The sequence below is a fragment of the Paracoccus sp. (in: a-proteobacteria) genome (assembly GCF_030538695.1).
GTDB lineage: Bacteria > Pseudomonadota > Alphaproteobacteria > Rhodobacterales > Rhodobacteraceae > Paracoccus.
Genome location: NZ_JAUNTN010000008.1, coordinates 94743 through 112854, shown reverse-complemented (window position 1 = coordinate 112854; position 18112 = coordinate 94743). Strand labels below are relative to the sequence as shown.

17 protein-coding genes are annotated in these 18112 nt (G+C 63.4%); 8 read left to right on the top strand and 9 right to left on the bottom strand.

The features are described from left to right. Nucleotides 1-14: 14 nt before the first annotated feature. Nucleotides 15-794 (bottom strand): SDR family oxidoreductase, encoded by a 780-nt coding sequence (locus Q4G24_RS06055; protein ID WP_303365613.1) that lies wholly within the window; start codon nt 792-794, stop codon nt 15-17. 113 nt (nt 795-907) lie between these two features. On the opposite strand from Q4G24_RS06055, the gene hslV reads away from it, so the two are divergent. Beyond that, nucleotides 908-1465, top strand: a complete 558-nt coding sequence (gene hslV, locus Q4G24_RS06050) for an ATP-dependent protease subunit HslV (RefSeq protein WP_303365612.1) — start codon at nt 908-910, stop codon at nt 1463-1465. Here hslV and Q4G24_RS06045 read toward each other — a convergent pair. Next, nucleotides 1462-2058, bottom strand: coding sequence for a WYL domain-containing protein (locus Q4G24_RS06045; protein ID WP_303365611.1), 597 nt, complete (start codon nt 2056-2058; stop codon nt 1462-1464). The two genes, hslV and Q4G24_RS06045, sit on opposite strands and share 4 nt — an antisense overlap. A 113-nt stretch (nt 2059-2171) precedes the next feature. On the opposite strand from Q4G24_RS06045, the gene hslU reads away from it, so the two are divergent. Together hslU and Q4G24_RS06035 are read left to right on the top strand one after the other, a co-directional pair. Then, on the top strand, nt 2172-3470 hold the full coding sequence (gene hslU, locus Q4G24_RS06040) for an ATP-dependent protease ATPase subunit HslU (protein WP_303365610.1): 1299 nt from the start codon (nt 2172-2174) through the stop codon (nt 3468-3470). A gap of 63 nt (nt 3471-3533) precedes the next feature. Further along, nucleotides 3534-3716 carry a PLDc N-terminal domain-containing protein gene (locus Q4G24_RS06035; protein WP_303365609.1) on the top strand — a complete coding sequence of 61 codons (183 nt, stop codon included), beginning with the start codon at nt 3534-3536 and terminating at the stop codon, nt 3714-3716. A 144-nt stretch (nt 3717-3860) separates the two neighbouring features. On the opposite strand, the gene Q4G24_RS06030 is transcribed toward Q4G24_RS06035, so the two are convergent. Both Q4G24_RS06030 and Q4G24_RS06025 read right to left on the bottom strand, forming a co-directional pair. Then, the gene (locus Q4G24_RS06030) at nt 3861-4448 is read right to left on the bottom strand and encodes a Smr/MutS family protein (RefSeq protein WP_303365608.1); all 588 of its coding nucleotides are present in this window, start codon (nt 4446-4448) and stop codon (nt 3861-3863) included. A gap of 3 nt (nt 4449-4451) precedes the next feature. Next, a complete protein-coding gene (locus tag Q4G24_RS06025; RefSeq protein ID WP_303365607.1) occupies nt 4452-5108 on the bottom strand; it encodes a Tim44/TimA family putative adaptor protein in 657 nt (218 codons plus the stop codon). A 106-nt stretch (nt 5109-5214) separates the two neighbouring features. Between Q4G24_RS06025 and Q4G24_RS06020 the strand changes: the two genes are divergently transcribed. From Q4G24_RS06020 to Q4G24_RS06010, 3 genes are read left to right on the top strand one after another with little or no spacing between them, the layout of a single operon-like run. After that, on the top strand, nt 5215-5685 hold the full coding sequence (locus tag Q4G24_RS06020) for an FxsA family protein (RefSeq protein ID WP_303365606.1): 471 nt from the start codon (nt 5215-5217) through the stop codon (nt 5683-5685). Between the two features lie 54 nt (nt 5686-5739). Beyond that, nucleotides 5740-6240, top strand: a complete 501-nt coding sequence (gene secB, locus Q4G24_RS06015; protein ID WP_303365605.1) for a protein-export chaperone SecB — start codon at nt 5740-5742, stop codon at nt 6238-6240. Further along, the gene (locus Q4G24_RS06010; RefSeq protein ID WP_303365604.1) at nt 6240-6845 is read left to right on the top strand and encodes an HD family hydrolase; all 606 of its coding nucleotides are present in this window, start codon (nt 6240-6242) and stop codon (nt 6843-6845) included. Before secB ends, Q4G24_RS06010 begins: the two co-directional genes overlap by 1 nt. Here Q4G24_RS06010 and Q4G24_RS06005 read toward each other — a convergent pair whose 3' ends face one another. The 3 genes from Q4G24_RS06005 to Q4G24_RS05995 all read right to left on the bottom strand — a co-directional run bounded on the left by Q4G24_RS06005 (nt 6846) and on the right by Q4G24_RS05995 (nt 8492). Next, nucleotides 6846-7151, bottom strand: coding sequence for an H-NS histone family protein (locus Q4G24_RS06005; protein WP_303365603.1), 306 nt, complete (start codon nt 7149-7151; stop codon nt 6846-6848). It abuts the gene before it with no gap. A gap of 92 nt (nt 7152-7243) precedes the next feature. Then, complete coding sequence (locus tag Q4G24_RS06000) at nt 7244-7798, bottom strand: ActR/PrrA/RegA family redox response regulator transcription factor (protein ID WP_303365602.1); 555 nt, start codon at nt 7796-7798, stop codon at nt 7244-7246. 67 nt (nt 7799-7865) lie between these two features. Continuing rightward, nucleotides 7866-8492, bottom strand: coding sequence for an SCO family protein (locus Q4G24_RS05995; RefSeq protein ID WP_303365601.1), 627 nt, complete (start codon nt 8490-8492; stop codon nt 7866-7868). A gap of 84 nt (nt 8493-8576) precedes the next feature. Here Q4G24_RS05995 and Q4G24_RS05990 point away from each other — a divergent pair, with 84 nt between their 5' ends. Further along, nucleotides 8577-9917, top strand: a complete 1341-nt coding sequence (locus Q4G24_RS05990) for an ActS/PrrB/RegB family redox-sensitive histidine kinase (protein ID WP_303365600.1) — start codon at nt 8577-8579, stop codon at nt 9915-9917. 85 nt (nt 9918-10002) lie between these two features. Beyond that, a complete protein-coding gene (locus Q4G24_RS05985) occupies nt 10003-11613 on the top strand; it encodes a PAS-domain containing protein (protein ID WP_303365627.1) in 1611 nt (536 codons plus the stop codon). Nucleotides 11614-11667: 54 nt separating this feature from the next. Here the strand turns inward: Q4G24_RS05985 and Q4G24_RS05980 are convergent, their stop codons facing one another. Both Q4G24_RS05980 and Q4G24_RS05975 read right to left on the bottom strand, forming a co-directional pair. Continuing rightward, entirely contained in the window at nt 11668-16152 is a 4485-nt protein-coding gene (locus Q4G24_RS05980) for a translocation/assembly module TamB domain-containing protein (protein WP_303365599.1), read from the bottom strand. After that, nucleotides 16152-18035, bottom strand: a complete 1884-nt coding sequence (locus Q4G24_RS05975) for an autotransporter assembly complex family protein (RefSeq protein ID WP_303365598.1) — start codon at nt 18033-18035, stop codon at nt 16152-16154. Before Q4G24_RS05975 ends, Q4G24_RS05980 begins: the two co-directional genes overlap by 1 nt. Nucleotides 18036-18112: the final 77 nt, after the last annotated feature.

Below are 18112 nucleotides of genomic sequence, written 5' to 3'. Positions count from 1 at the left end.
GTTGAGACGCACCCTTAAATCGTCACATTCAGCGCGCCACCGTCCAGCAGCAGGTTCTGGCCGACAATGAACCGCGCCTGCTGGCTGCACAGAAAAGCGCAGGCCGCACCGAAATCGGCGGCGCTGCCGTAGCTGCGGGTGGGGATGGTGGCCTGACGGCGGGTGCGGGCCTGATCCATGGTCAGACCCTCGGCCTGCATCACCGCCTGATCCAGCGATTCGGCGCGGTCGGTGGCGTGGATGCCGGGCAGCAGGTTGTTCACCACCACCCCCTGCGCCGCCACCTGCCGCGACATGCCCGCGACAAAGCCGGTCAGCCCGGTGCGGGCGGCGTTCGACAGGCCCAGCACCGCGATGGGCGCGCGCACCGCCGCCGAGGTGATATTCACCACCCGCCCCCAGCCACGCTCCGCCATACCCGGCACCACCGCCTGCATCAGCGCAATTGCAGTCAGCATATTGGCATCAATGGCGCGAATGAAATCCTCACGCGACCAGTCCATCCAATCGCCGGGGGGCGGGCCGCCTGCGTTATTCACCAGAATATCCACCGGCCCGGCCGCTTCCAGCAGGCGGGCGCGGGTCTCAGACGTGGTGATGTCCCCGGCGACCGGGATTACGCTGACGCCATATTGTGCAGCGATGGCCTGCGCGGTGGCCTCCAGCGCCTCACCTCCGCGGGCGTTAATGACCAGATCGACCCCTTCGGCCGCCAGCGCCTCGGCGCAACCCCGGCCAAGCCCCTTTGATGCGGCGCAGACAATGGCGCGTTTTCCCTTAATTCCCAGATCCATGATACCCCCTTGCGTTTGTATCAGGCTGCGGCACGGGCGGGTAATTGTCCAGCCATTCGGCTTGAGTTCCCGCCGTCCCGCCCCTATCTGCCAGCCAGCAACAGGAGGCAGCAATGGCAGATGACAAGTTCCCCGGCTGGCATGGCACCACGATTCTGGCGGTCAAGCGCGGCGGCAAGGTTGTGGTGGCGGGCGATGGTCAGGTCAGCGTGGGTCAGACCGTGATGAAAGGCACCGCCCGCAAGGTCCGGCGCCTGAATCCGGGCGGGCATGAGGTCGTCTGCGGTTTCGCCGGATCAACCGCCGATGCTTTCACCCTGCTGGAACGGCTGGAGAAAAAGCTGGAATCCGCACCCGGCCAGCTTCAGCGCGCGGCGGTTGAACTGGCAAAGGACTGGCGCACCGACAAATATCTGCGCAACCTTGAGGCCATGCTGATCGTCACCGACGGGCAGCAGGTCTATGTCATCACCGGCGCGGGCGATGTGCTGGAACCGGAACATGACGTGGCCGCGATTGGCTCGGGCGGAAACTTTGCGCTGGCGGCGGCGCGGGGGTTGATGGAAACCGATCTGGACGCCGAAGCCGTCGCCCGCAAGGCAATGGCGATTGCCGCTGATATTTGCGTTTATACCAACGGCAATCTGACAGTCGAGACGATCGGGGGCTAGGCCCCCTCTTTCGCGACCAGACCATCCAGCAGGGCCAGCCGGTCGGCGCGGAAATCGCCGGGAAGGCTGGTCAGCCCGGCCATTTCCCGCACAAAAAACTGACGATAATCCTGCCGCTCAAGGCACCATGCCAGCAGTTTCACACCCTGCGCAGGATGCACCAGCGCCAAGGGCAAAACCCGGCGGCCGGTCACATCGCCCTGCATATCGGTATAAGTGAACCCAACCGGCTGGCAGGCCGCCATCGCCCGATGCAGCAGCGCCATATCCTCGGGCGCGGCCTGACCAGCATCCTGCCCATGCCAATAGGCGGCGGGGCGGATGTCCAGCACACGATAAAGACGGCACAACAGCGCCCCTTCCGGGTCGGTCTGCGCCAGATCATCCACGGCAGCCTGTGCCGCCGCGACCTGCGCCGCATCACCGCGCACCCATGCCAGCGCCAGCCCGCGCAACATGGCATCGCGCAGCACCGGATCAGGGACAGGCGCGGCCAGTGCAACCGGCAGGGAACCGCCAAGCCCCAAAGCTGTGGCAGCCGACGCAAAAACGCCCCCAAGAGCGCGGCGGGTCAGACGGGATGCGGTGGTCATGTTCACGTTCCTTTCCCTTGTTTCATCGCCAACTCTCTTGATTCGTTCCAGCACCTTGGTTGAAACCACCTGACCTGCTGTCTAAGTGATGCGCAAATGCGACAGGAGACGGCATGACCGACCTTACCCCCCGCGAAATCGTGTCCGAACTGGACCGCTTTATCATCGGCCAGGCGGACGCAAAGCGTGCTGTGGCCGTAGCACTGCGCAACCGCTGGCGGCGCAAGCAACTGGGCGATGACCTGCGTGACGAGGTTTACCCCAAGAACATCCTGATGATCGGCCCCACCGGCGTCGGCAAGACCGAGATCAGCCGCCGTCTGGCCAAGCTGGCCAATGCGCCCTTTATCAAGGTCGAGGCGACCAAGTTCACCGAGGTTGGCTATGTCGGACGCGATGTCGAACAGATCATCCGCGACCTGATGGACGCTGCGATTGTGGACACACGCACCCGGATGCGCGACGAGGTAAAGGCCCGCGCCCATAAGGCTGCCGAAGATCGCGTCATCACCGCCATCGCCGGAGCAGATGCCCGCGAAGGCACCCGTCAGATGTTCCGCGACAAGCTGAAACGCGGCGAACTGGACGATACCGTGATCGAGATTGAGCTGACCGACACCTCCTCGCCCCTCGGCATGGCGGTTCCGGGTCAGCCCGGCATGGCCGGGATGATGGATTTCGGCGACCTGATGAAAGCCTTTGGCGGCCGCCGGGTGCGGCGCAAGGTAACGGTGGCGGAAAGCTATGAGCTGCTGATCTCGGAGGAGGCAGACAAGCTGCTGGATGATGAGATCGTCAAGACGACCGCACTGGAATCCGTGCAGGAAAACGGCATCGTCTTTATCGACGAGATCGACAAGGTGGCCGCACGGCAGGAAACCCGTGGCGGCGATGTCAGCCGCGAGGGCGTCCAGCGTGACCTGCTGCCGCTGATCGAAGGCACGACGGTTTCGACGAAATACGGCCCGGTGCGCACGGACCATATCCTGTTCATCGCCTCGGGGGCGTTTCATGTGGCGAAACCCTCGGACCTGCTGCCGGAACTTCAGGGCCGCCTGCCGATCCGGGTCGAGCTGAAACCGCTGACCGAGGCCGATTTCACCCGCATCCTGACCGAGACCGACAATGCCCTGACCCGGCAATATACCGCGCTGATGCAAACCGAAGGCGTCGCGGTCAGCTTTACCGATGACGGTATCAACGCCCTTGCCCGCATCGCCGCCGAGGTCAACGCCAGTGTCGAAAACATCGGCGCCCGGCGGCTTTACACGGTGATCGAGCGGGTCTTTGAAGAGCTTTCCTTCGCTGCCCCCGATCAATCCGGGCAAAGCGTGACGGTCGATGCCGCATATGTCGAGCGCCACCTTGGCGAGTTGGCACGCTCCACCGATTTGTCGCGTTATGTGCTGTAAACGCGGGAACCGCCGGGATACCAGGCGGGTTTCCTTGACGACACCGCAATAAAGGGGCGCGCGATGCTAAGCTGGCTTTTCTGGGCTGTTGTTTTCGTTCTGGATATCTGGGCGATTGCATCCGTCATCAACACCAATGAATCCACGCAAACCAAAGTGATTTGGGTGCTGATTATCGCCATCCTGCCGGTGATCGGGCTGATTGCCTGGTATTTCGCCGGACCAAAGGCGAATTATTCGCGCTGATCTGACGACCTGTCTGCCTGAACCGGCAGATGCCTCCGGCGGGGATATTTAGGGACAAAAGATACTGTATTTTATCTTTTGTCTGAAAATATCCTCCGGGGGTGAATTGAGCGTCAGCTCAAGAGGGGGCGCGAGCGCCCCCTTTCAACGTCTCAGATAGACATAATAGGCGCCATTGCCACCATGACGTTGGTGGGCGGGCGTAACTTGCAGGACCAGACCGGCCAGAGGTGGCTGATGCAGCCAGACCGGCACCTGATGGCGCAGAATACCCAGCCGCACCGGGATCGGGCCGCCATCGTCGCGTGGCTTGCCCTTGCCGGTAATCACCAGCACCAGCCGCCGCCCCATCGCATGAGAGCCGATAACAAAACGCAGCAATTCCGGCTGCGCCATTGCCAGCGTCATGCCGTGCAGATCAATTCGGGCCTCGGGGCGCAGCTTGCCCTGATTCATCCGGCGGTGGGTTTTGTGATCCATCCGCAGGGGTTGCGCGGCCAGCCCGGCAGCGATTTCGGGCGCAAGATCATGGCCATGCGCCGGGCCTGCGCCCTGACCGATGCGGAATTGCGGCAAAGCCTGACTTTGCGGCGGATCGCGGCGCGGCAGAGGCGCGGGCTTGGGCGGCACTTTGGGCAAAGCGGGCCGCGCCGGATGCAGCGGCACCGCGCTGCGGGCGACCTGCGACCAGAGCGCCCGATCCTCGTCCGTCAGGCCGCGCCGCCGGGACATGGATCAGCCGGTGGCGACAAGCTGCCAGTTCGGGTCATTCTGACCCATCCGGCGGGCAAAGGTCCAGACATCGCGCTGTTTGCGGGCCGCCTTCGGATCGCCCTCGACCACCTCGCCGGCGGCATCACGGGTGGCAACGATCATCTCACCGACGAAGCGCACCGAGATTTCGGCCTCGCCCGTGGCCGGGTTGAAATCGGCACTGTCCAGCGCGGTTTCGCGGGTGCCAAGGAACTGCGCCTCAGTGGTCAGACCCCGCGCCTGACGGTCAGCCAACACGCTGTCGAACGCCTCGGCCACCTGCGGCGCAAGGAAAGCGCGGACCTCGGACAGATCGCCGCGTTCAAAACCCATCAGGATCATTTCATAGGCTTGTTTCGCGCCGTTCAGGAAGGGCGTCACCTCAAACGACGGTTCAGCCTGTTTCATCGCCCGCAAGGCGCTGGCGGCAGGGCTGGCGGGGTCGGTGTGATCGGCAATATCATCCGCATCCTCGGCATCGCCCTCGATCACGCGGAAACGGTCACGGGCGGGAGCTTCATCTGCGGGCGGCAGCGGTTTTTCGAACCCGTCACGGGTGCCAAGCACGTCGCGCAACTTGATAATCAGGAACAGCGCAATCGCGGCAAGGACAAGAAGTTGAATCAGGGCGCTGGACATGGGCAACCTTTGGTTTCGGCATCAATCTTGGTTCTTTATCAGTCCACACTTATGTAGGTGCAGGGCAGCCACAAGTCCAGTTGCCCGCTAACGTAAGGATGATTCCATGTGGCTGATCGCCGTTCTTTTGCTGCCGCTGATTGAAATTGCACTGTTCGTCCAGATTGGGGGCGCGATTGGCCTGTGGCCAACGCTGGGCCTGGTGCTGCTGTCGGTGGCCGCCGGGCTGTGGGTCTTGCAGGCGCAGGGGATACGAACCCGGCAGGCCATGCAGCAAGCGATGCAAGGCGTGGACCCGAGCGCTGCGATGGCGCATGGCACGCTGGTCATGCTGGCCGGGTTCTTGCTGATTCTGCCGGGCTTTTTCACCAGCACTTGCGGGCTTTTTCTGCTGATCCCGGCGGTTCGCCGTGCGATCCTGCGCAATGCCCGCGCCCGCATGACGGTGATGCGCAACACGCGCGGGGCCTCGGATCAGGTGATTGACGGCGACTATGTGGTGCAGGACCACGACGCGCTGCCGCCCCGGTCGCCGCAGCAGGGGCCTTCGGGCTGGACGCGACATACTGACGATTGAGGCGCGGCGACGCGGGTGCTAGAAACGGCCCGAAACCGAAACCAAGGAACCATCATGGCCGACGAAACCCCGACCAATGCCGCCCCGGAACAGCAGCCCGCGCGTGTGCAGATTCTGGCGCAATATATCCGCGATCTGTCTTTTGAAAACATCGTGTCGCAAAAGGGGCTGGCGGATAACAACGTCCAGCCGGAACTGACGGTTCAGGTCAGCCTTGACGCCCGCAAGCGCCAGCAGGAACACCAGTATGAGGTGCTGCAAAAGCTGAAAGTGGGGTCGAAAAACCAGCAGGACGGCGCACAACTGTTCTTGTGTGAGGTCGAATATGCCGGCGTGTTCCATGTCGAGGGCGTCCCCGAGGACCAGTTGCACCCGTTCCTGATGATCGAATGTCCGCGCCTGCTGTTCCCCTTTGTCCGGCGCATCGTGTCGGATGTGACCCGTGACGGGGGTTTCCCGCCGGTCAATCTGGACCCGATCGACTTTGTGGCGCTGTATCGTCAGGAACTCGCCCGCCGGGCGCAGGCAGAAACCGCCGGGCAAGTCCCGAACTGATGCCACAGAAACCCCCGCGCGCCTGGCAGCGGATGCTGTCCGGGCGGCGGCTGGACCTGCTGGACCCGACGCCCTTCGACATCGAGATCGAGGACATCGCCCATGGGCTTGCCTTTGTCGCGCGCTGGAACGGCCAGACGCGCGGTGATTGGGCCTATTCCGTTGCCGAACATTCGCTGCTGGTCGAGGCGCTGTTTGCCGGGGTCACCCCCTCGGCAAGCCCGCAGGACCGGCTGGCGGCGCTGCTGCATGATGCGCCGGAATATGTGATCGGGGATATGATCTCGCCGGTGAAATCCGCGCTTGGCGTTGAATACGGCGAAATGGACAAGCGTCTGAGTGCGGCCATTCACCGCCGCTTTGGCCTGCCTGCGGTGCTGCCTGTTGCGCTGAAAAAAGCCATTAAAGCCGCCGATACAATATCCGCATGGGCCGAGGCGGTGCAGATTGCCGGGTTTTCCGAAGCCGAGGCCGACCGGCTGTTCGGGCGCCTTGCAGGAAAAAGCGGGCGCAAGGTGGTTATCACCCCACGCCCGCCTGTCGAAGTGCGACGGGATTTTCTGCTGCGATTTCAGGCCCTGTTAACTGAAATCGACAGTCGGTAATCAGATCGCCAGATCTTCCAGCGTTTTACCTGCAGCCAGATACTCCTTGACCCAGACCGGCTGACGGCCACGGCCGCTCCAGGTTTGGGTCGTATCCGCCGGATTGGCATATTTCGGCGCCGCGCTGCTGCGGCGCGAGATTTTACCGCCGGTCAATTCGGCAAGGTTAAAGCCCAGCGCACGGGCCGCTTCCTCGGCGGCAGCCAAGGCTTCGCGCTTTTTACGCTGTTCAAACGAGGTAATCGCACGCTCAACGCGGTTGCGCAGTTCACGCAGTTCGCTCAGCGAAAGGTTGTCGAGGTTCATTGTCGTTTTCCTGTCCTACGGAAATGTGCCTGCCATTATCCGAAAAACAATTCAAATGACAATAAAAGAAAAATCCAAAGCAGGGTAATTGATTATTTCGGGCTGCGCTTGGCCAAAATCCGCTGGAGCGTGCGGCGGTGCATATGCAGACGCCGTGCCGTTTCGCTGACATTGCGGTCGCATTGCTCATAAACCCGCTGGATATGTTCCCAGCGCACCCGGTCCGCCGACATCGGGTTTTCCGGCGGCGGCGGCAAAGCCTCGCCCTGCGTCAGCAATGCAGCGGCAATATCATTCGCATCAGCGGGTTTCGACAGATAATCGGTTGCACCCATTTTCACCGCGGCCACGGCGGTGGCAATCGCACCATAGCCGGTCAGCACGATCACCCGCGCATCTTCCCGCGTCTCGCGCAAAAGCTCGACCACATCCAGCCCGCTGCCATCCTCCAGCCGCAGATCGACCACCGCAAAGGCCGGGGCTGCGTCACGCACCAGCTTGCGCGCATCCGCAACCGACAGGGCAACGCTGGTCTGGAAACCACGCTTTTCCATCGCCCGCGCAAGGCGGGTCACGAAAACCTCATCATCATCAACCAGCAAAAGCGAGCGGTCAGCGGGCAGATCGTTCAGGCGGTCGTCAGGCATAGGGGCCTCGGGACGTTGGGAAATGCACTTCTTTTAGCCTTTGTCTCAGGAATGTGCAAATCCCGGTTCAACTGACGTTCAGGAAGCAGCCGACCCGCTCGGCCATGGCCTCGGGCGTGACATCGCGGGTGAACATTTCGACCGTGCCGGCATTGGGCAGGATCAGCCAGGTGTTCGTCATGTGATCGACCAAATAATAATCCGGGTCTTCTGTATTCTGCGCACGATAATAATTTCGCCACAGCCGGTTCGCATCCGCGATCTCTTGTTCGGTCCCGGTCAGGCCGACCATTTCAGGGTGCAGAAGATCGGTGAAATCGCGCAGCACCTCGGGCGTATCGCGCCGGGGATCCACGGTAATCATAACAGGTTTCACGTCCTGCCCCGCCTCGGCCAGAATATCGACGGCAGCAGCATTGCGGGCGCTGTCCATCGGGCAAACATCCGGGCAGAATGTATAGCCGAAATACAAAAGCGACGGTTTGTCAAAGACCTGCTTATCGGTAACGCGCTGGCCATTCTCATCCGTTAAGGTAAATGCCCCACCCAGCGCGGCAAATCCGCCCGGCACCTGACTTTGCTGGCATTGCGCATAGCGTGCATCTGCCGTGCCGCGCCCAAGCCAAAGCCAGCCCGTCACCAAAAGCAGCAATGCCGCCAGTGTTGCAAGCGCGATGATCTTTCTGTCGGCCATTGCATTTCCTTTCATGCCATGCTGTCGCATTGATTGCCTATACGCTGCCGATTATCAATCCACAGCAATGTCGCAGGTGCCGAAATGCCGCTGAATATGCTTGCCGACCCGAACGAGGTTATGACCCGCCCCGAGCCGATCCGCCTGCGCACGCTGGTGCATGTGCGATGGGTGGCGATTGCAGGGCAAATCGCCGCCATGCTGGCTGCATGGATGGTCGGGGTGCAAGTGCCTTTGCTGGCAATGTTGGTGCTGATCGGGGTGGCGGCGCTGCTGAATATCTGGCTCAGCACCCGCCCGTTGCCGCGCATTTCCAGCCGCGAGGCCGCGCTGCAAATGCTGTTCGATCTGGTCCAGCTCGCGGCACTGTTGTCGCTGACGGGCGGGCTGTCGAACCCGTTTGCGCTGCTGGTTCTGGCCCCCGTAACCGTCGCCGCCACCGTCCTGCCCCAACGCGAAACCGTGGCGCTTGGCGCGGCGACGGTGGTTATGATCTCGCTTGCGGCGTGGTTCGGGCGGCCACTCTATGACATTCGCGGCACCGAGCTGGAAATGCCCTGGCTGCTGGCGCTGGCGCATTGGGTCGCCATCGTCATTGGGGTGGTCTTTTTTGCCACCTACGCCCACCGCGTCGCGTCCGAGTTCACAGCCACCGCCGATGCGCTGTTCGCCACCCGCATGGCGCTGGCACGGGAACAAAAGCTGCAACATCTTGGCGGCGTCGTCGCCGCCGCCGCACATGAGATGGGAACACCGCTGGCCACGATGAAACTTATCAGCTCGGAACTGGCGGATGAGCTGACCGAAGCCCTGCCCGACCGCACCGACCTGACCGACGATCTGGCGCAGCTTGGCGCTTCGGTCGATCGTTGCCGCGACATTCTGCGCTCAATGGGGCAGGCGGGCAAGGATGACCTGCTGCTGCGCTCGGCCCCGCTGGAAGTCGTGCTGGAGGAGGCCGCCGCCCCCCACGCCAGCCGTGGCATCGAGGTGCAGATCCAGCTTGCCGGAACCACCGGCCCGGTCCCCGAAATCCGCCGCGATCCGGGCATCATTCATGCCCTGCGCAACCTGATCCAGAACGGCGTGGATTTCGCCCGCGTCCGGGTTCAGGTCACGGCGGGCTGGTCCGCTGAGACCATCTCGATCACCATTTCCGATGACGGTCCGGGGTTCAGCCCCCAAATGCTGGCCCGTGTGGGCGACCCTTTCCTGACCACCCGACCCACAGCACGCGAAACCGGCGATTATGAAGGCATGGGCCTTGGCCTGTTCATCGCCAAAACCCTGCTGGAACGATCTGGCGGGCAGATCAGCTTTGGCAATGGCGGGCCGGGCGCGGTGATCCGGGTCACATGGCCGCGCAACGCACTGGAGGAAACCGGGCGGGCGGCGCTTGGGGAAAATCCGAAAATCACAAAATAGCGCAGACTTGTTAACCATATTTTAACCCCATAGGTTGTAATGGAGTTCTGATAACATCCTTTTGGGGGAAAGTGGCGTGGCAACGATGCTAACGGTGGTCATCGCAGGGACGATCTCGGTTGTGATCGCGCTGGGGCTGTTTCGCGCATTGGACGGACGCAAGGCCGGGCCAGCGTCTGCCGGGCTGACCGGTGCCCTTCAGCCGATGGTATTTCTATTTCAAAACAACAAGCTGGTCGATGCCACCGCGCCCGCCCATGCGCTGCTGGCAGAATTGCCCGGCACTTCGGAAAGGGCGCGGCTGACAGCTTGGCTGGCCATGCAGTTCCCGTATCTGGATCACGGCTTTCCGCGCCCCGAATCGGGGCATCGGCTGGCACTGACCAGCGATGGCAACAGTCCGGTGCATTTGCTGGTCGAGGATATGGGCGACGATCACCTGCGCCTGACCATCACCGCACCGGGGCGCGAAGGGGTTGGCCAGATCGTTGACCCACTGGCACAAACCGCGCTGCTGCAAGAGGTCGAACTGCTGCGCCGCGCGGTCGATACCGCACCGATACTGGCGTGGCAGCAGGATGCGCAGGGGGCGATTACATGGGCCAATGCAGCCTATATCGCGCTGGCCGAACAACAGACCGGGCAGCCAACGCTCTGGCCGCTGCCCCGGCTGTTCCAGGTCAATCCGGCACAAATGCAGGACGGTCAGACCTCTCGCCTGATGCTGGAGGGCGCCAAGGGCCAGAACTGGTTCGACTGCAACGCCAGCACCCAACAGGGCGGCACGCTGTTTTGCGCTCTGCCCGCCGATGAAACCGTCCGGGCCGAGCGCAGCCTGCGCGAATTTGTGCAGACCCTCACCAAGACCTTTGCCGATCTGCCCATCGGTCTGGCGATTTTCGACCGTGACCGGCGGATGCAACTGTTCAACCCGGCGCTGATCGACCTTTTTGGGCTGCCAACCGGCTTTATGATCTCGCGTCCGACCCTCTATGCGGTGCTGGACCGTCTGCGTGAGGCGCGGATGATCCCCGAACCCAAGGATTACCGTACCTGGCAGCGCCAGATTGCCAATCTGGAAACCGGCGCGGCTGCGGGACATTATGTCGAAACCTGGTCCTTGCCGGGTGGCCAGACCTATCGTGTCACCGGCCGCCCACACCCCGACGGTGCCATCGCCTTTCTGTTCGAGGACATCAGCTCGGAAACCATGATGACCCGCCGGTTCCGGTCCGAGCTTTCACATGGCACGCAACTTCTGGACTCGCTCGATGATGCGCTGGCGCTGTTCTCGCTGGACGGCTCCATGGTGATGAGCAACCGCGCCTATCGGGAATTGTGGTCCAAGGAACCCGAAAGCATCCGTTTTGCACTTGGCCGCTGGCAGGCCAGCAGCGCCGACCCGTCAGAGGCACGGGCGCTGTCAGATGCACTGACCACCGAGGCTGCAGCACCACAGGTCAACGGGCGATTGCAACTGCGGGAAGGGCCGGTCCTGAACTGGCGCGTGGCCCCAGCGGGTCGCGGACGGCGGATGGTCAGCTTTGGCCAGAGCCAGCCCGGCCAAATGACCCCCCCCCTGACGGGCTTTGGCCCTGCGTCGCACGGGCTGTTACCACAGGAACGGGCCGACAAAGCCCCTCAAGCCGCGAACCAGCCGACAGAACATCCCGTCCTGCACGCCGCCGCAGAGTAACGACCCCAACGCCCGGCATCGTGCCGGGCTGAACCATGGACCGCGCGGCATGGTTCAGTAGTCCCGCTCATAGAACAGGCCGATGCTGCTGCCGCCATCGCTGGACACAGATCCGCGCACCGTCAGCGAATCGGATATGTCGAGGTTCAGGTTCAGCTTGGTGCGTCCGGTATCGTCCAGTTGCACATCGGTATAAACATTATCCGACAGGTATTTCCCCGCCCGGACACCAACACTGCCGTCCTCATCCGTGGTCAGGTCCAGATCGTCCAGCCCCGTCTGCTCACGCAGCGCCCCGACCACGCCGATGCCGCCCTGCCCGGCCAGAACCGCCACCGCATTGGCAAGCTGCGCGGCCTGAAGCGCGCTGATATTATCCAGACCCCGCCCGAACAACAGATGCGACAGGACTTCTTCCTGCGGCATGTCGGGGCTGGACTGGAAGGTAATGTCAGGGTCCATCGCCTCGCCATCAATGATGATCTCGGTCAGGATACCGTTCTGTTCGGTCTGCGCCACCAGACGCAGAACCGGGATCATGCTGCCCTGCAATTCGATCAGCCCTTCGGTCAGATCGAACCGCTTGCCCAGCAAATCGACACGGCCCCGGATCAGCTCCAGATGGCCAATCGGGATAACCGCACGAACATTGCCGGACAGGCGCAACTGGCCGCCAAGCTCGGCATCGACGCCGCGCCCGCGCACAAACACCCGGTTCGGCGCGTCAATCAGCAGATCCAGCCGCATCGGGCGATCCGAAGGCGTCGCCGCCGGACCGCTCATCCCGGCCTGCCGCGAGGCCGGGCTGGGCCAGGGCGTCAGCCCGGCCTTGGCGCGGGTTGCCTCGACCGCAGCGGAATCAGCGATATGGCGTATCTCGGGGATTTTCTTGGCCCCGAAACTGCTGTTCGGAATACGGACTTCCGTATCTTCCAGATGCACCCGCCCGGAAATCAGCGCACCCCGCGCCTCTGGTCCGGTGATCCGCACCTGCCCGTTGGCGATGGTTTCATAGAGTTCAGGGTCGCGCAGATGGACATTATCCAGCGTCACCACCAGATCCATCTCGCGGTCGCCACGCAAATCGACCGGCCCCGAGACCGAAACCCGCCCCCCGGCAGCGAAATTGCCGGTCCCGTCCAGCACGATCCGGCCCCGGTCCAGATCAGCGGTCAGGGCGATATTCTCGATCCGCACCCCCGCAGCGGGGTCCGCGATCCGCGCATTGGGCAGGCGCACCTGCCCCGTCAGGGCCTCCAGCCCCGGCCGCCCCTGCATCCGCAGGTCGAAATCCACCGGCCCCTCGACCGAGCGCACCCGCAGCATCGGGTTGGCCGCCGCCGCATCGCCAGTGCCGCTGATCCGCAGGTCGCTGTCAGACCCATCCCGCGCCATTGTCCCGCTGGCCTGCACCCGTGTGCCGCCCGGCCCCTGCCCCGTAAGGTCCAGAACAAAATTGCGCGCCTCTTGCCGGACAGTCCCGGTGACTTGCGCCGGGCCGGGAAAGCCCGTCACCACCAGCCCAAGGTCGGACAGTCGCGCATCCAGTTGAATATCCGCCATCGGATCGCCCGAAGCATTGATCTGGAACTGATTGTTCTGCGCCATCAACCGGCTGACCGAGAACCGATCCCCCACCTGCTGCGCGGCAAGGTCAAAGCGCGTGGTCCCGGCAAGGATCGCGTCGGCCTGCGCATTGCCGACCCGCAGCCCGCTGGCATTGCCCTGTGCCTCGATCCGGCGGCTGTTGCCGTCATCGCGCAGCCGCCCGCTGGCCTCGACCGAACCGCCAAGCCCGTGGCCCAGAAACGCCAGATTGGCCGCCCGCAGCCGTGCGGTAACATCGGTTGCGCCCGCCCCGACACGGCCTTCGGCCTGCGCGTTCAGACGCGGGTTTTCGACGGTGGCTTCCTCGATCTGCAATACCCCGTCGCGGAACACACCCAGCAGAGCAAAATTGGTCGCACCCGCAAGCGCCGCATCCACCTGTCCCTGCCCCATGGACAGATCCCGCGCAACACCGCTGACCGACACGACCTGCGCGCCCTCGCCATTATCCGTCACCTGCCCGTCAGCCTGCACCGAGCCTTGCCAGCCCAGTCCGATCGAGGCCAGCGTGTTCATCCGCAGCGATGCCGTCAGGTTCGAGCCGCCATCCCGCGCCAGCACCCCCTGCGCGGTGGCATTGGTCTGGTCGCTGCTCAGGTCAAAGCGGTTCACCGTCAGGCGGCCATTCGCGGCCTGCTCTACATCCAGCGCCAGCCGCGACGGCCCGGACAGCGCCCCGTCCGGCACGCCACCAAGCCGCAGGTTCAGCCCCTCAGCACTGGCGGTCAGGTGGCGGCTACCGCCCTGATCGCGTAATTGCGCCTGCCCCTTCAGGCTGCCCCCGGCAGCAGCGCGGATACGCCCCAGGTCGGCCAGATCAAAGTCAAGCTGCGCATCCATTGCGCCTTCGGTGAAATCCCCGGTGCCGTTCAGCACCAGTTGGTCATTCGCCAGCCGCAGGGTTTCCAGCTTATAGACCCCCTCGGTTTCCTGCACGATCCCGGTCAGCATGGTGCGCCCGTTCAGGGCGCCGTCCAGATCGGGCTGGCCGGTGCGTAAGTCGTTGGCCTCGGCGCTCAGGGTCACACGGCGCAGGCCCGAAGGCCCGGTCAGCGCGGCTTCGGCCCGCAGGTTGCCCGACATATCCGGGTCCAGATCAGACAGGCTGGGAACGCTGAACACGGCCTGCAAATTACTGGAGTCCTGTCGCAAGGTGCCATAGGCGCGACCGTTCAACCGCTGCGCCCGGATCGACAGTTCACGCAGCTCGGTCCCGTCCTCGTGGCGGCCCGCGTCAATGATAATGTTGGACTGACCGCGCAGCAGCCGGTCCAGATATTTCTGATCTACGGAAATATCGGTGCCGGTTACGGTCAGCGTGCCGTCGAACGCGCCGCTGAGCAGGGTCGAGAAGCCGCGCAAATTGGCATCGGCCCGCCCGCTCATCTTACGGCCCGCCAATTCGGACAGGCGGGCAAGGTCGGTATAATGCGCATCCAGATCGGCGGTCACGGTCATACCGCTGTTCAGACCATCGGCGCGGATTTCGCCATCAACCCCGTAATCCTCACCCTCGACCTGCAAATCGGTCAGTTCGACCGCGTTGCCGCTGGTCCAGTCCAGATCGAAGCTGCCCGACAGGAACGGGCCGACCGCCTGCGCCTGCCCGGCATCCGCCAGCGCAATGCCAAGCGCCTGAAAGCCCACGGGGCCACCCAGCCCTTCGATCTCGGTGCCGTTCATGCGAACCTGACCGCCGCCGCTCAGCAGCAGGGATTCGATCCGGCTGCCGCCTTCGGTCAGAATCTGACCAAGCTGCCCGTTCAGGGTCCAGCCATCGCTTTGCGCCACGTCATAGGACAGCCGCAGTTGCCCCGATTCCACCATCGCCCCGGCAGGCGCAAAAGGCAGCCGCACCGGCAGGTTATCCGCCCCCGCATCGCGGCCAAGGTCAATCTGCAAGGCCGCCAGCGTCGGTGCGCCCGAGGCATTCACCTCGGCCCGGCCCGCGACCTGCATTGCCTCGGTCCTGACCTGCAAAACCGGAACCGAGATCGCGCCATCATCGCCGCGCCAGCCCTCGGCCCGCAGTTCTGCTTGTGAACCAAAGAAATCCCGCTGGGCTTCACGCACCAGCGCCGCCATATCACCGCCGATTTGCAGGCGGAAGCTGCGCCCCGGTTCGCCAGCAGCATTGGCTTCGGCCTTGATCGAGGCCATGCCGGTGACACGCGGCTGGCCATTGGTGCCAAGGCTGATGTCTGATGCCCAGTCCGACAGCGGCCCGCCGCCCTTGATATGCGCCTCGACCGATGGGTGGCCGGGCAGGTCCAGCATGGTGGACAGCAACCCGCCCTGCCCCTCGTCCAGCGTCAGATCAAGGTTCAGAACCGTTGTGCTGTTGGAATAGGCCGCGTCCAGCACAAAGCTGCCCCGCGCAGCGTCCAGCCGTTCAATGGTCAGATCGGCGTTGCCCTCGCCCCCGGCAAGCTGCATTTTGCCCTGCGCCGACAGCGCCACCGGCTGACCGATCCATGCTTCACCCAGTTCCACACGATCCGCGCGAAGCTGGTCGATACGGATACCCACCGGCAGTTCCGGCAGGCTGAAGGTCTGCACCTCCAGCTTGCGGCCTTCTTCGCCGGTTTCGGGTTTGCGCGGGATCAGGATTTCAGCGGCAGACAGTTCGTTGATCTCGATACGACCCGTCAGCAGGGCGCTGCGCGTCCACTGGATCGCGCCGTTTTTCAACACCAGCCATTGCCCTTCGGCATCCGAGATGGCGATTTCGTCAAAGGTCGCCCGCGACGACAGCGCCCCGCGAAAGCCCGAGATCACCACCTGACGCCCCGCGCCCGACAGTTTGCTTTCCAGAAACCGGGTCAGAAAGCCGCGGTCGTCCTCGGTCTGCTGCGAGATTTCGGCGGCGCTTTGCGCATAGGCAAATGCGGGGAAAAGAACCATCCAGAACAAAAGGATAAGGCGCTTCATCAAAATGCCTGCCCCAAACCGATATAGACCTGCATCCCCTCACCCGTCTGCGGGTTGCTGCCGACCGGCCCGGCCAGATCCAGACGCAGCGGCCCGATTGGGGTGATATAGCGCACCCCGACACCCGCGCCCGCCTGCCAGCCACCATCGCCCTTGAAGCTGCCCTCGGCCCAGACCTTGCCCGCATCGGCAAAGACCGCCAGTCCGATTTTGTCGCGGACACGATAGCGGACCTCGGCGGACAGGTTCACTAGGCTCATGCCGCCGGTCTTGATCGGCCCTTCGGGGCTGTCGATCACCTCGACCCCCAGCGACTGATAGGGTTGCCCCCGGACCGAACCGCCGCCGCCCGAATAGAACAGATAGTCGCGCGGGATCTCGTCGATGGCGCTGCCCGCAATCGTGCCGATCCGGGCGCGGCCTGCCAGAACCAGCCGCTTTTCTTCGCCAAAGCCATGATAAACCCGACCCTCGCCCATCAGACGCAAGCCGCTGCCGGTATCGCCAAAACCAAGAAAAGGCGTCGCCTGCCCCGACAGCCAATAGCCGCCGGTCGGATCAGTCGTCACGTCGCGCTGGTCCCATTCCACCCGCGCAGGCAGCGCCAGCAGACGAAAATCCGTGCGTCCGTTGGCGTCATAGACCCGCGCCCAGTTATATTCCAGCGCCACATCCGCGTTCAGCCGCTCATCCCGGATGTAATTCGCCCCAAAGGCAAAGCTGGCCCCGTCCTGATTATAGTCATCCTCGCGCACTTTGGACGCGGAAAACCCGGTGTAAGCGGTAATGTCGGGATGGAAACTGGCCGGACGTTCCAGCCGGATGCTGAAACTGTCATCGCGTTCGCTGTTTTTGGAGCCGATGTCGGTTGAACTCGCCTCGACCCGCAGCCGCTCTCCGCCGCCCAGCAGGTTCCGGTGCATCCAATAGGCCGACAGCGCCGCGCCGTCGGTGGTGCTGATCTCAAACCCCATACCGACGCGGCGTTTCTTTTGCTCAACCACGGTCAGATCGACGTCAAGGCTGTTATCCGGGTTCAGCGTTTCAGCCTCGGTCAGCGTGATGGCCGAGAAAATCCCCGACCGGCGCAGGCGCTTGCGCACCAGCTCGATATCCTCGGGATCAAACCGCTTGCCCTCAGGGAAACCGGCGATCTTATACAGCCGCCCGGTGCGCAAACGCTCATTCCCGCTGACGTGCATCCGGCCGAAATGCACCAGCGGGCCGCTGTCCAGCGCGATTTGCGATTCCACCAGCGCATCGGGGTGAATGGCCGTAATGTCGCTGTGGGCAACATCCGCCTTGGCATAGCCCAGCGCCCGCCAGCGTTTCACCCCCTCGCTTGCGGCCCCCTTGATCGTCCCGGTTCCGGCAACCTCACCCACCGCATAACCGCGCGGCAGCTTTGTTTCCGGTGCCAGCGGCGCAATCTCGGCCTGCCCGAAACGGAACAGCGGCCCCGGATCAATTCCAATCACCACCTGACGCACCTGTCCGGGCGCGTCCAAAGGGGCAATCTGCGCCGCCTCGACACCATCCAGCGTGATATTGATAACGCCGGAATAATAGCCCTTGTCATAAAGCGCGCCTAAAATCCGCGCATAATCCCCGCGTGCCGCAGCCAGCACATCCTGTCCGGTAAAGCGGTTATCCCGCAGCGCCGCTTCGATCAGCGACGTGTTGCGAATGGCGTTTTCCAGCCCGTCCGGGTCGCCAACAATCTGGATCTGCAAATCAACTGGCGATTCAGCGCGGCTGCCGAACAATCCGCTGAAAGGCGAGGACAACCACGAACCCGAGCCAGAGGACTGCCCAAAGGCCGCCGCCACACTCAGGCCAAAGACCGCCCCTGCCGTCAGACCAAAGCGCCGCACGGTCGTCATGTTCTGCTCTCGTTATCTGCCTTGCCTCTGGTGCAAATCATCGCAGGAAGCCCCGCTGAAATCCACCGCAAATCCGG